This is a genomic window from Actinomycetota bacterium, assembly GCA_028698215.1.
In the GTDB taxonomy this organism is placed as follows: Bacteria; Actinomycetota; Humimicrobiia; order Humimicrobiales; family Humimicrobiaceae; genus Halolacustris.
In genome coordinates, this window is record JAQVDY010000001.1 from 90,161 (window position 1) to 102,698 (window position 12,538).

Sequence of the window (12,538 nt, forward strand, 5' to 3'; positions counted from 1 at the left end):
TTTTATAGTTCCGGCCCGGTTTAGTATGGGAGCAAAAATATCCTTAAAACAGACAGTACTGACAGCAGTGACAGGCTGGCTGCAGTAAAGATTACATATATTTTTACCTGCGCCCATCCCCGGCTAATTTTGCCTGAAGCCTTGGAATTCAGGCTGAACCATAACAGCATTAACAACAGTGCTACCAGTAATATTAGGCCCGCTACGGACAGAACAGACCACAGCCAGCACCAAGAGGTCTGGAAAAAATAAAATAGGGTCATAAATACCGGAGCTGTTCCCATCCAGGCTAGAAACTGGCATTTTTTCTGCAGGTAAGATCCTTGGCTGCCGGGTTTAAATAATAGAAGATTACGAACCGGCAGCAATATTAAAGGAATGCACCAGCCTACCATAAAACCGGTAAGAAAACTCACCATATTGCCTGTTTCATATATTCCCAGGGTGGAAAGCCCTACGTCCAAGCCCATTAATAGCAGAAAGGGAAGCATGCCCCATAGGATTTTGCCTGAAGGCAAAATATTCCTGGACTTTCTGTCTACCAGGCTGATAGTTAAGGATGAAATTAAAATAGCAATATATATGCCGGTGCAACGTGCACATACCGGCATGGCCAAACCGCTACAGGCAAAAGACCTGGCCGGATTCTGATGGCAAAGGCTGGATCCCAGAAAGTGTAATATTCTTTCTAATACCAATTTTGGTAGCTTCTGGCCATGGTAAAAAAGTAACCGGCTCCCAAAGTAATTATCCAGATTATTCCCCCGATTACACTTACTCCGCCCAAGACAATTCCTACTATGGCCATTACTTTACCGCTGCTGCTGGCAGTTTTTGCCTTGATATTTTTAAGCCCCAGTATTCCCAGTACTACTGCTACTGCCCCCATAATTACATTTAAAAAAGGAACCGCGCAGCATAGTATGGAAACTATGCCTACAATCATGGCAGCAATAGCCATAGATCCCGGCTTCTCCGGCTCGGCTCCTACCACCTCGGACTTAACTTCTTCCACTTCTTTATTTTGGTCCATGTTTATCCTAACTTTTTGCTTTTTATCAATTATTTCATTATCTTAAATTTATTGTCAACCTATAAATAATAAATAGCCCTAACTGTTTATGCCTAATTTTTTAAGCATCATAGAGGTATTAACCCTGGTAATTTCCTCTATCTCTTCAACACTTAAGCCTGCACCCAAGCCTACCTGGTTTAAAAAATCCGGTTTAAACAGGTCTAAATGACTGTGAGAGTCAGTATTAATTAAAAATCTGGCTTGGGCTTTCCTTCCTTCCATTACGGTGCGGCCATTGCCCAGACTATGCCCTTTACGGGCCGAGATCTCTAAAAACACCATATTCTTAGCTGCAGCTTCAGCCTCCGCTGCCGTAATCAGCCCGGGATGAGCCAGCAGGTCTACATGGGGAGAATTAACTGCTTCCCAGTTAGTTTTTTCCTCCACATTTTCCACTATGGTCTGGCCATGGACCACCACTATTTTTGCACCCTTCTGTTTGGCATAAGCAGCCATGTCATTAATGCTCTTAGCCGGCACATTGGTAATTTCTATTCCCGGTATAGCCATAATATCCCAGTATTTCCCGGCTAGCTGGCAATCCCTGGCAAGGCTTTCTATTATAAAATCTATATTGGAATAACTGGCATGGTCGGTTAAGGCAATACATTTGTATCCGGCAGCATCTGCACAGCGAATCAACTCTATGGGACTGTTTATTCCATCTGATAAAAAACTATGAGTATGAAAATCAAATATCATGGCTACCCTTTCTACACATAAAATTAGCTATATTTTACCAATATAGTGTTAATAAAACTATAATTTTGGGCCAAGTTATAGTAAACTTTAATAAGACTATGGATAGCAAGCAGATAATAGAACTGTCTCAAAACATCAGGAAAACAGTGCTCCCCTATCTTGGCCGGCCTGAATCCAAAAAAATATCAGGCAAGGCTATAGGAGGAGACTCTACCTTCCTAATAGATGATATATCAGAGCAGTTTTTAGCCCATTATTTTGAGCATCAAGCTAAAGATATTGCCTATTATTCAGAAGACAGGGGGCTGGTAGAAGTAGGTAAACCCCAGCATCTACTGATAATAGATCCGGTGGACGGCACCAGGGCTGCAGCCTGCGGGCTTGAATCCAGTTGTGTTTCCATTGCATTAAGCCCCTATAAGCAGGAGGCTACCCTGGGCGACATACAGATGGCAGTGGTTCAAGAAATTAAGTCCGGAACCCTTTACTTTGCCCAAAAAGGCAGGGGGGCCTGGATTATGGAACCTGACAAAAAATACCGGCCACAGCCTTCGCCAAATTCAGAGATTGATTCCCTATTCTGGTCTATTGGCCTTAGGGGAAGGCCCATAGTGCCCCTGATTACAGTATTGGAAGAACTAATTGATGTGTCTAATTTTAATGGTACCCTTTTTGGTTTGGGCAGTGCTTCTTTCTCCATGGCCAAAGTAGCTTCGGGACAGCTGGATTGCTACCTGGATATAGGGCATAGGTTGGTAAATGACTTTCCTGTGCTGGAAAAAAATTATATGCAGGTAGGCCAGGGAAGCATCATAAACAATTATCCCTATGATATTGCGGCCGGGTACCTGGTGCTGCAGGAATGCGGAGGGGTGGTTACCGATGCTTATGGATGTAACCTGGACCAGCATCCCTTGATGGGAATTGGAAAAGAATATCAGCTTTCTACGGTAGCCTCCGGCAATGCTTCCCTGCATAAATTGCTGATAATGATGGTTGACCGGGGTTTCAGCCGGCTGGAAGACGACCTTAAGACCTGATATGATTATGGAAGCACTTATGGGCAGTATAGGTTTTTCTGTCTGTCACCAGCTTACAGAACGCTGTTTGAATTTTGGTTCAACTGTAATGATAATCTGTGCCCGCTGTCAGGGAATATACCTTGGTTTTTTAATCTCAGCCGTAATAATGTTTGCCTTATACCGGAAACGGCAAAGTGGTCTGCCCCCGGTCTGGGCTTTTATCATTTTAGCGATATTTGTTGCATCCACCTTTATAGACGGGTTTCTGTCTTACCTGTCTATTACCCCCACTAATAATGTAATCAGGTTTATCACCGGGTTCCTATGCGGATCTTCGATAATGGCTGTAATTTACCCTGTATTTGTATTCCAGTATTATGAAAATACCATACCGGATAAAATCCTGGATACCCCCAGGCACTGGTTGATCTACTTAGGCGGCCTGGCGGCAGCTGTAGTTATTACTATGGCCAGGTTTGAGTTTATGGCTGCCTTCTTTTATTATTTAACTGCATTTTCTGTATTGTTCACCTTCTATATGGTTAACCTGGTGGTAGCACTGCTGGTTCCCCGTCTATCCCAGAAAGCAGGGAAGCTGTTTTCCAGGTATTTAATTATTCCTTCCCTGGCAGCTTTAGTCCTTTCGGGCCTGGAGCTATATGTATTTTTTTTACTGCATAAGGTAACAGAGCAGTTAACCTTAAAGTTTTAAATTTAGAAACCCGTAAAGGGAAAATATAAAAAGGGCCCCAGTAGCAGATATGATTGACCCCAGTATTACCTGCATTATGGTATGCCTCTTTATTTGTACCCTGGCCCATCCCACAAAAGGTATCAGCAGCAAAAGCAGAAGCATCCATGGACCGTATATGATATAGAAGGTTATGGCTACTACTGTAATCCAGCTGGTATGGAAGCTTATTTTCCAGAAATAGGTAATAGTAGCCAGCAGCAATCCATTAATTATGGTTACTGCAAATATGGCTTTTAAAAACAGGGGCGCGTTTAGGACATAAAGGATAAAAAAGCCCATGATATAGCTTATTAAGGCTACTATGAGGGGCTTTATCCTGTTTTCCCGGTTGGGAAGGTGCAAATCAAATATCTTCTTTTTCCGGTATAAAACCAAAACATATAAAAAGGGGATAATAGTGGCAAAAAAAATACACAGGGCTGCCCAGCCCAAAGCCGCTCCCAAGCTATCTACTACAGTAAGGCAAATTATTATATAAACTGGTACAGAAATATAGGACCCGTCAAATATATAAGATACAACAGTGGCAAATTTTTTCATCATCCAGCCCATACTAATTTCTAAGATAAATCATTTTAACCTGTATGCTGGCCAAATGGCAATTGTTTATTGACACTAATACAAAAGGATGATAGTTTTTAATTCGATTTAAACCATAATTTGGATTGTTTATGAGCAGTTCTTCTAAATATATATATTTTGACCATAGTGCTACTACACCAGTATTGCCGGAAGTAGTTGAAAAGATTAATCAATGCCTGCTGGCCAGCTACGGCAATCCTTCTGAAGGCCATCGGCTGGGAAAGGAAGCTCGCCAGCTGGTAGAACGGGCCCAGCAGCAGATAGCCTCTTCCCTGGGTGCAAATCCTTCAGAGATAATATTTACCAGTGGCGGTACCGAGAGCAATAATTTAGCTATTTTTGGAGTGGCCGAAGCTTACCGCCAGCAGGGTAACCATATCATTGCCAGCAGCATAGAGCATCCAGCAGTGACCATGCCCTTAAAGAGGCTGGAAAGAAAGGGTTACCGTATAACCTTTCTTCCGGTGGACCAATACGGGATGGTGGATCCCGAACAGGTGAAAGATGCCCTTACCAAGGACACTATACTGGTGACCATCATGCATGCTAATAATGTCTTTGGCACCATTCAGCCTATCAGCCAAATAGGGGAGCTGCTAAGGCAGCAGGGAATTATATTCCATACCGATGCGGTTCAGAGCTTCTGCAATATAAATACCGATGTGTCCCAGCTTAAAGTTGACCTGCTGTCTCTATCCGGACACAAAATATATGGACCTAAGGGAATAGGGGCCCTATACATTAGGAAAGGTACCAAAATAATGCCCCAGATCTTCGGGGGAGGCCAACAGCGTGGGGTTCGTTCAGGTACAGAAAATGTGCCGGCAATGGCAGGCCTGGCTGAAGCGGCCAGGATAGGACAAAGGAACCTGGTGGATAAGTTAATAAGGTTAACAGTTATGCGGGAATATTTAATCAGCGGTTTGCTGGATTCAGTGCAAAACATAAAGATTTGCGGCCACCCTACTAAAAGGCTGCCCGGCAACTGTAATTTTACCTTAAGAAATATTAGCGGCCAGGCCCTGGTTCAACAGCTGGACCAGGCAGGAATTGCTGTATCCGGAAGTTCTGCCTGTGCCTCTTCCTCCCTAACGCCCTCGGCCACTTTGATGTCTCTGGGCTTGACCTGCGAGGAAGCAGTGGGTTCGGTACGGGTAACTTTAGGCTTTGAAAACACCTTGGAAGAAATAGATTATTTTCTGAAAGTGCTGCCTCCCATAATCCAAAAATTAAGGGCTTCCCCTTCTATTTAATAGTTTTATTTTAATTTAATTTAATATTCTATTAGAATAATCATTAATATAAACTAAAAACAGGCAGGTTGCGGTGGGAGCCTCTAATATATCTGAAGCAAGGCTAAAAGAAGCTCTCCCTGAAATTTATGATCCTGGGATAGCGGTCAGTATTTTTGACTTGGTCCTTATCTATACTAAAAATTAACAAGGAGCAATGCCATTACCAATATAAGAGTTTATGCGGCACAGATTAATCCCATAGTAGGTGATATAAACTACAATTATAGGTTAATTGCCCGGCATATAGAAAAAGCCCGGCAGAAACAGGCCGACCTGGTAGTTTTCCCCGAGCTCAGCCTTACCGGCTATCCTCCGGAAGACTTGTTGCTAAAACCTGCTTTTATCCAAGAAAGCCAAGCCCTGGTGGAAAAACTGGCAGAACTTACTTCAGGTATAATAGCAGTGGTGGGGTTTGCCTGCAAAAGTGATGATCTTTATAACTCGGCGGCAATACTTTGCAACCGCAGGCTGGTTCATATTTACCATAAACAGCTTCTGCCTAATTACTCTGTGTTTGATGAAGAAAGATATTTTCAAAAAGGCTCACGCAGTACAGTGTTTATGGTGGGCAGCATCCCGGTAGGCATAAATATCTGTGAAGATATTTATTATTCCCAGGGACCAGCCAGCATACAAGCCGTACTGGGTTCTGCAGCCCTGATAATAAATATCTCCGCTTCCCCTTATTACTGCGGCAAGATAGGGGAAAGAGAGAAGCTTCTATATGCCAGGGCAGTTGAAAACAGGGTTAATCTTCTGTACTTAAACCAGGTAGGGGGCCAGGATGAGCTGGTATTTGACGGAAGCAGCATGGCTTTGGGCCCGGATGGAGAGATACTGGGCAGGGCCAGGCCTTTCAGTCCAGATACCCTGCTGCTGGATATTGATACCAAGGCAGTGGAGTTTGCCAGGCTTAAAGACCCCAAGTTTAAAAACCAGAGGAAAAGCTTGACTGCCCAATCAGGTTCACTGCAGGTAGTAGAAACCGGTTATCAGATAAAGGACAAGTATATTGGCTTGGAGCCTGGCAGGGATAATTATATGGAATACATTAGCTGTCCCCAGGAAGAAATACTGGAGGCCTTGGTTTTAGGAACCCGGGATTACGTACTAAAGAATGGATTCAAAACTGTGGTACTGGGCTTAAGCGGAGGTATCGATTCCGCCTTTGCTACCTTTATTGCCTGGCGGGCACTGGGCCCGGATAATGTAAAAGTACTGCTAATGCCTTCCATGTTTTCTTCTGAAAGCAGTGTGAAAGATGCAGAAGCCTTATCTAAAAACCTTGGTATTGATTACCACATAGTGCCTATTTCCAGTATTTATGATACCTATTTAAAGCAGCTGGAGCCCCTGCTTAAAACCAGGGACATCAATATTACCAAAGAGAACCTGCAGGCCAGGATAAGGGGTAATTTGCTGATGGCCATGTCCAATGAATATGGGTGGCTGGTGCTGGCCGCCAGCAATAAAAGCGAAGCCAGTGTTGGTTACAGTACCCTGTACGGGGATATGGTGGGAGGTTTTTCCCCTATAAAGGATGTCTATAAGACTGCCGTATATGATATTTGCCGTTTTATTAACCAAAAATATGATAACCTTATCCCCCAAAATATTATAGACAAGGCCCCGTCTGCTGAGTTAAAGCCCCATCAGAAAGACCGGGACAGCCTGCCTGAGTATTCAGTTTTGGATGCAGTGCTAAAAGCCTATATTGAACAAGAGAAAGATTACCATTCCATTGTTAATATGGGTTTTGAGCCCCAGCTGGTAAAAAAGATAATAAATATGGTAGATTTTAGTGAATACAAGAGAAGACAAGGGGCTCCTGGTATTAAGATAACCCCCAGGGCCTTTGGCAAGGACCGGCGGTACCCTATTACTAATGGTTTTAAACTTAGCTAGGCTATAGGAAAGGAAAATGGAGATATTACTTCTTTTAAGCCAGAACAAACATATGGAAGCCCTCAAGGAACTGCTGTCAAGCAGGCCTTATGCCGTGGAAAGCCTGGACAGGCTTCCTCCCCGGCTGGACCTGGACAGATACAGCCTGGCGGTTATAGACATAACCGGCTGTAATAAGGAAACCGACTTCCCCTTAAGTTTTTACCAGCATCTTTGCCAGGGCGGCCTGCCTTTGCTGGTAATAGCAGAGACCTGCCAGTCTGAATTGCTGCTAAAACCGGAATTTAAATTTGAAGACGTGGTATTTATATCCTCCCTGGCAGATGAACTGATGCTAAGATTGGACCGGATGATGGTAGCCGGCATTAAGAAAATTTTAGGAAACAGCCTTTCTGTGGGTGAGCTGGTGCTCAATATGGATAAATATGAACTTACTGTAAAAAATATGGCTGTTGAGCTTACCTATAAGGAATATGAACTGCTAAAACTGCTGCTTGAAAACCAAAACCATGCTTTTTCGCGTGATCAGCTGTTATCCATTATATGGGATTATGATTTTTACGGGGGCAGCCGGACAGTAGATGTGCACATCCGTAGGCTCCGGTCCAAGCTTCCTCCCCCCTATAATCTTATGCTGAAAACAGTGAGGAATGTCGGTTATATGTTTTCTCCTGATTTAACACAAATTTAACCTTCCCTTAACTTGCCTGAAATAATTGTCAGCTACAATAGCCTCCATGTTAATTATTTAGAGGAGGTTGTATGGATACGATCTGGATCTTGCTGGCTGCATTTTTAGTATTTTTTATGCAGGCCGGCTTTGCCATGGTTGAAACTGGTTTTACCAGGGCCAAGAATACGGTGAACATATTAATGAAGAATCTTATGGACTTTAGCCTGGGCAGTTTGGTTTTTTTCCTGGTGGGATACGGACTTATGTTTGGCGCCGATATAGGAGGGTTTGTAGGTTCTGACAGCTTTTGGGTGAAAATTATCAGTCCCCAGGATACATCCAATTTTGCTTTTTGGCTTTTCCAGGCAGTATTTGCCGCTACTGCTGCTACTATAGTATCAGGGGCTATGGCAGAAAGAACCAGATTTAAGAGCTACCTGGTGTATACGGTACTAATTACTGCCTTAATATATCCCATAACCGGTCACTGGATTTGGGGAGGAGGCTGGCTGTCTGAACTGGGAATGATAGATTTTGCCGGATCTACCGTGGTCCATTCGGTAGGAGGATGGGCAGCACTGGCCGGCGCCTTGATTGTAGGCCCGCGTTGGGGCAAATACAATCCGGACGGATCTTCCAACGCTATTCCGGGGCATAATCTTTCATTGGCCGCACTGGGAGTATTCATTCTATGGTTTGGCTGGTTTGGGTTTAATGCCGGCAGTACCCTTTCCGGTTCGAGCCAGGCAATTTCTACCATAGCAGTTACCACTACCCTGGCCGCCTCTGCCGGATCAGCCAGCGCTATGTTCTGGGTCTGGCTAAGGTATAAAAAACCTGATGCCTCCATGACTTTAAATGGTGCCCTGGCCGGCCTGGTAGCCATAACTGCCGGTTGTGCCGTGGTTTCCCCTTTAAGCGCAATCATTATTGGACTTATAGCAGGAGTACTATGCTGTGTGTCCGTTGATTTTATAGATAAGAAATTAAGGATAGATGACCCAGTAGGAGCTATTTCAGTCCACGGGGTAAGCGGTGCTTTTGGTACCTTGGCCGTAGGCTTGTTTGCCCAGCCGGAATTTAGTTCCCTGGCTGGCTTGGGCCAGGCGGCAGGGCTGTTTTTCGGGGGAGGCTTCAGGCTCCTGCTGGTACAGGCAGCAGGTATGGCAAGTGTGTTTGCCTGGACCTTTACCATCATGCTGGCTGCCTTTTTTATCATCAGTAAAACCATGGGTTTGAGGGTATCCAGGGAGACCGAAATAAAGGGGCTGGATATAGAAGAGCATGCCATGGAAGCTTATGCTGGTTTCCAGATTTTTAATAATGATTGACCAGGAAGGAGAGAAAATGAAATTAATAATTGCCATGATACAGCCCCATCGGCTGCCTGATGTTAAAAAAGCCTTGTTTGATAACCAGATTTACAAGATGACTATTACCAATGTATTAGGCTGCGGGCAGCAAAAGGGTTACACTGAGACTTACCGTGGAGTTATACATGAGGTAAATTTACTTAAAAAAATAAGGCTGGAAATAGCAGTTAATGATGAATTTGTAGAACCCACCATAAAAGCTATTATTGATGGGGCCAGGACCGGCCATATTGGTGACGGAAAGATATTCATTGTAGATTTGGCCCAGTGTATCCGGATTAGGACCGGAGAAGAAGGCAGCCAAGCCATTGGATAAAAGTTTACACAGATTTAACATTGCTGAGGGTATTTTTAAGGTATAATATTTTTAAAATTATTTGACAGGAGGAACTAGTGGAAAATACAGAACAAATGAAAGAGTATGTTTTAAAAAAGGCAAGGGACAATGATATTAAGTTTATAAGGTTATGGTTTACTGATGTTCAGGGATTTTTAAAAAGCTTCGCCATAACCGTAGAAGAGCTGGAAAAAGCCTTGGAGGAAGGAATGGGATTTGACGGGTCTTCCATTGAAGGTTTCTCCAGGATTGAAGAAAGTGATGTGATAGCCCTGCCCGACCCAAGCACCTTCCAGATACTACCCTGGAGTCCTGCCGAACACGGGGTGGCCAGGATGTTTTGCGACATTATGGAGCCCCAGGGGGGCCACTTTAAGGGCGATCCCAGGTGGGTGCTAAAAAGAATTCTGCAAAAAGCCAAGGATATGGGTTACACCTTCTATGTGGGACCAGAGCTGGAATTCTTCTATTTTAGGTCTGATACAGGACAGCCAGAGGTTCTGGATAAGGGGGGCTATTTTGACTTAACCACCCTGGACGTAGCCAGCGGGCTTAGAAGAGATACGGTATTATACCTGGAATCCATGGGTATAGGGGTAGAATATTCCCATCATGAGGTAGCCCCCTCCCAGCATGAAATTGACCTCAGATATACTGATGCCTTGACCATGGCCGACAATGCCATGACCTACCGGCTGCTGGTAAAGGAAGTAGCTACCAAGCATGGAGTATATGCTACTTTTATGCCTAAACCCATATTTGGGATAAATGGAAGCGGAATGCATACCCATCAGTCTCTGTTTAAAGGAAACAGCAATGTGTTCCATGACCCTGATGATAAGTATCACTTATCCCGGGAAGCCAGGGCTTATATTGCTGGTATCCTAAAACATTCCAAAGCCATAGTAGCCATAACCAACCAATGGGTAAATTCATATAAAAGGCTGGTACCGGGCTATGAAGCTCCCGTGTACATATCCTGGGCCAGAAGAAACAGGTCCACTTTGGTAAGGGTTCCCATGTACAAGCCGGGCAAGGAGGAATCCACCAGGGTAGAGTTCAGGTGCCCCGATCCTGCCTGCAATCCGTACTTGGCTTTTTCAGTTATGCTGGCAGCAGGCCTGGATGGCATAGCTAATAACTATCCTCTGCCCGATCCAATAGAAGAAAATATATTTGAGATGGATGAAGCGGCTAGAGATGCGGCCGGCATTGATACCCTGCCCAATAATCTATTTGAGGCAGTAAAATTTATGGAAGAGAGTGAACTGGTAAAAGAAACTTTGGGAGAACATATCTTTCAGAAGTTTATTGAAAACAAAAAGATTGAGTGGGACCGTTATAGAACCCATGTATCCAACTATGAACTGGATACCTACCTGCCCATACTCTAGTTTAAGCAAAAGGGCAAGCAGTGGCTGGGCGCCTGCTTGCCCTTATTGTAAAAAGGACAAGAGATAACTCAGGCCTGCCGTAAAGACCCCTGCAATTACCATCTTTATGCCGCTTATAATCAAATTAGTCTTGGATATCCTGCCTAAGAACAAACCTATGCCCAACAGCACCAAAAAAGCTAAGCCAAAGGCTATATAGAAACTGATTTTAATGGGTATCAGGCTTCCGAAAAAAAAGGGAAGCAGGGGGATCAGGGCAGTAATAACCGGAGATAACCCGTTAACCGCTGCCAGCACTTTAGCCGCATAGCTCTGGGCATAATAGATTACGGTGCGGTCCAGGTTGTGAAGAGTATATTTTTCCAGATCATCAATTTCTTTTTTTCTTTCTGCAGTTTCACTATTATAAGCACTCCACACCCCCGAGACCCCCAAAGAAATACAAACTGCCAGGCCGGTTATAAGTACATGGGAATAACTGACAGTCCTAATTATGAAATTACCTATCAGCAGCCCGATAATGGTAATCACGCCATCAAAACCATTTACGGCAAAATACCTCCTAACCAGCTTGGAGATATTGGTGATACGGTTATAGGTCTTAATTCTTTTTATAAAATTATCTTGATCCATCTAATACATATTTATACAGGGCTTCCGCTACTCCGTTTTGGTCATTATTGCTTACCACAGTATCAGCTGCCACTTTAACCGCTTCCGGAGCGTTGCCCATAGCTATGGCCAAACCAGCCAGGTTCAACATCCCCAAATCATTTTCGCTATCCCCTATAGCTGCAATCTGGCTGGATTTTAGGCCAAACTGTTCCAATATTTTGTTTAAGGCAAATGCCTTGCCTGCATTTTTATTGACTACATTTAAAAATACAGGACCTCCCCTTCTTAATTTTAGCTTGTGGCCAAACTCTTTTTCCATTACCTGGTTAAATTCATCCTTTGCTTCTATGGGAACAGTAAATACTAAAGCTTTGGAGGTGATATTATCTTTAATAAGGTCATCTACTTTTACGGTTTTGTCTCCTGTCTCAGCTATGAAATCTATTCCTGGATGATCTTTTTCATAATAAAGCAGTCCATCTTCTGCACTAAGGGCCAACCCTTGTTTATACTTCCGGCATAATAATACTACCTCATTACCTAAATCTAAAGGTATGTTTAACTTAAACAGTATATTCTTATTGCTGTCTATAATAGCTGCTCCCCCGGATACAATCTGGGGATCTACTAAATTTAACTGGTCAATTATGTTGGATACAGAGTATATGGTTTTACCGGTGGTGATTATAACTTTTATACCTTTTTTTAGGCATTCGGTTATAGCCTCCCTGTTTTCCGGACTGACTTTGGAGTCAGAATTATACAGGGTTCCATCTAGGTCTATGGCCACTAACTTAATCAATTTATTTCC

At 43.6% G+C, this 12,538-nt stretch carries 14 protein-coding genes; 8 read left to right on the forward strand and 6 right to left on the reverse strand.

Annotated elements, in window-relative coordinates:
* Positions 1–20 precede the first annotated feature (20 nt).
* From PHN32_00610 to PHN32_00620, 3 genes are all read right to left on the reverse strand, one after another.
* Positions 21–698 (reverse strand): DUF2085 domain-containing protein, encoded by a 678-nt coding sequence (locus tag PHN32_00610; protein ID MDD3776095.1) that lies wholly within the window; start codon positions 696–698, stop codon positions 21–23.
* Positions 689–1,033, reverse strand: a complete 345-nt coding sequence (locus PHN32_00615) for a DUF4190 domain-containing protein (protein ID MDD3776096.1) — start codon at positions 1,031–1,033, stop codon at positions 689–691. Before PHN32_00615 ends, PHN32_00610 begins: the two co-directional genes overlap by 10 nt.
* 78 nt (positions 1,034–1,111) lie before the next feature.
* Positions 1,112–1,777, reverse strand: coding sequence for a histidinol phosphate phosphatase domain-containing protein (locus PHN32_00620; protein MDD3776097.1), 666 nt, complete (start codon positions 1,775–1,777; stop codon positions 1,112–1,114).
* A gap of 98 nt (positions 1,778–1,875) precedes the next feature.
* Between PHN32_00620 and PHN32_00625 the strand changes: the two genes are divergently transcribed.
* Positions 1,876–2,817, forward strand: coding sequence for a hypothetical protein (locus PHN32_00625; protein ID MDD3776098.1), 942 nt, complete (start codon positions 1,876–1,878; stop codon positions 2,815–2,817).
* A 1-nt stretch (position 2,818) separates the two neighbouring features.
* Entirely contained in the window at positions 2,819–3,511 is a 693-nt protein-coding gene (locus PHN32_00630; GenBank protein MDD3776099.1) for a DUF2085 domain-containing protein, read from the forward strand.
* On the opposite strand, the gene PHN32_00635 is transcribed toward PHN32_00630, so the two are convergent.
* Entirely contained in the window at positions 3,500–4,096 is a 597-nt protein-coding gene (locus PHN32_00635) for a hypothetical protein (GenBank protein ID MDD3776100.1), read from the reverse strand. The two genes, PHN32_00630 and PHN32_00635, sit on opposite strands and share 12 nt — an antisense overlap.
* 128 nt (positions 4,097–4,224) lie before the next feature.
* On the opposite strand from PHN32_00635, the gene PHN32_00640 reads away from it, so the two are divergent.
* The 6 genes from PHN32_00640 to PHN32_00665 all read left to right on the forward strand — a co-directional run bounded on the left by PHN32_00640 (position 4,225) and on the right by PHN32_00665 (position 11,112).
* Positions 4,225–5,388 (forward strand): cysteine desulfurase family protein, encoded by a 1,164-nt coding sequence (locus PHN32_00640; GenBank protein MDD3776101.1) that lies wholly within the window; start codon positions 4,225–4,227, stop codon positions 5,386–5,388.
* A gap of 210 nt (positions 5,389–5,598) precedes the next feature.
* Complete coding sequence (locus PHN32_00645; protein ID MDD3776102.1) at positions 5,599–7,335, forward strand: NAD+ synthase; 1,737 nt, start codon at positions 5,599–5,601, stop codon at positions 7,333–7,335.
* A 16-nt stretch (positions 7,336–7,351) separates the two neighbouring features.
* Positions 7,352–8,026: a winged helix-turn-helix domain-containing protein gene (locus tag PHN32_00650; GenBank protein MDD3776103.1), complete on the forward strand. Its 675-nt coding sequence runs from the start codon at positions 7,352–7,354 to the stop codon at positions 8,024–8,026.
* A gap of 71 nt (positions 8,027–8,097) precedes the next feature.
* On the forward strand, positions 8,098–9,339 hold the full coding sequence (locus tag PHN32_00655) for an ammonium transporter (protein ID MDD3776104.1): 1,242 nt from the start codon (positions 8,098–8,100) through the stop codon (positions 9,337–9,339).
* Between the two features lie 16 nt (positions 9,340–9,355).
* The gene (locus PHN32_00660) at positions 9,356–9,697 is read left to right on the forward strand and encodes a P-II family nitrogen regulator (protein ID MDD3776105.1); all 342 of its coding nucleotides are present in this window, start codon (positions 9,356–9,358) and stop codon (positions 9,695–9,697) included.
* Positions 9,698–9,792: 95 nt separating this feature from the next.
* Entirely contained in the window at positions 9,793–11,112 is a 1,320-nt protein-coding gene (locus PHN32_00665) for a glutamine synthetase family protein (GenBank protein MDD3776106.1), read from the forward strand.
* Positions 11,113–11,154: 42 nt separating this feature from the next.
* On the opposite strand, the gene PHN32_00670 is transcribed toward PHN32_00665, so the two are convergent.
* Both PHN32_00670 and PHN32_00675 read right to left on the reverse strand, forming a co-directional pair.
* A complete protein-coding gene (locus PHN32_00670; GenBank protein ID MDD3776107.1) occupies positions 11,155–11,745 on the reverse strand; it encodes a VIT1/CCC1 transporter family protein in 591 nt (196 codons plus the stop codon).
* Positions 11,732–12,529, reverse strand: a complete 798-nt coding sequence (locus PHN32_00675) for an HAD family hydrolase (GenBank protein MDD3776108.1) — start codon at positions 12,527–12,529, stop codon at positions 11,732–11,734. Before PHN32_00675 ends, PHN32_00670 begins: the two co-directional genes overlap by 14 nt.
* Between the last annotated feature and the right edge of the window lie 9 nt (positions 12,530–12,538).

What these genes read in the sequence shown, in the direction of transcription:
- PHN32_00615 (MDD3776096.1), bottom strand. Translation starts at nt 1,033, where the DNA reads ATGGACCAAAATAAAGAAGTGGAAGAAGTTAAGTCCGAGGTGGTAGGA.
- PHN32_00620 (MDD3776097.1), bottom strand. Translation starts at nt 1,777, where the DNA reads ATGATATTTGATTTTCATACTCATAGTTTTTTATCAGATGGAATAAAC.
- PHN32_00625 (MDD3776098.1), top strand. Translation starts at nt 1,876, where the DNA reads ATGGATAGCAAGCAGATAATAGAACTGTCTCAAAACATCAGGAAAACA.
- PHN32_00630 (MDD3776099.1), top strand. Translation starts at nt 2,819, where the DNA reads ATGATTATGGAAGCACTTATGGGCAGTATAGGTTTTTCTGTCTGTCAC.
- PHN32_00635 (MDD3776100.1), bottom strand. Translation starts at nt 4,096, where the DNA reads ATGATGAAAAAATTTGCCACTGTTGTATCTTATATATTTGACGGGTCC.
- PHN32_00640 (MDD3776101.1), top strand. Translation starts at nt 4,225, where the DNA reads ATGAGCAGTTCTTCTAAATATATATATTTTGACCATAGTGCTACTACA.
- PHN32_00650 (MDD3776103.1), top strand. Translation starts at nt 7,352, where the DNA reads ATGGAGATATTACTTCTTTTAAGCCAGAACAAACATATGGAAGCCCTC.
- PHN32_00655 (MDD3776104.1), top strand. Translation starts at nt 8,098, where the DNA reads ATGGATACGATCTGGATCTTGCTGGCTGCATTTTTAGTATTTTTTATG.
- PHN32_00660 (MDD3776105.1), top strand. Translation starts at nt 9,356, where the DNA reads ATGAAATTAATAATTGCCATGATACAGCCCCATCGGCTGCCTGATGTT.
- PHN32_00665 (MDD3776106.1), top strand. Translation starts at nt 9,793, where the DNA reads ATGAAAGAGTATGTTTTAAAAAAGGCAAGGGACAATGATATTAAGTTT.
- PHN32_00670 (MDD3776107.1), bottom strand. Translation starts at nt 11,745, where the DNA reads ATGGATCAAGATAATTTTATAAAAAGAATTAAGACCTATAACCGTATC.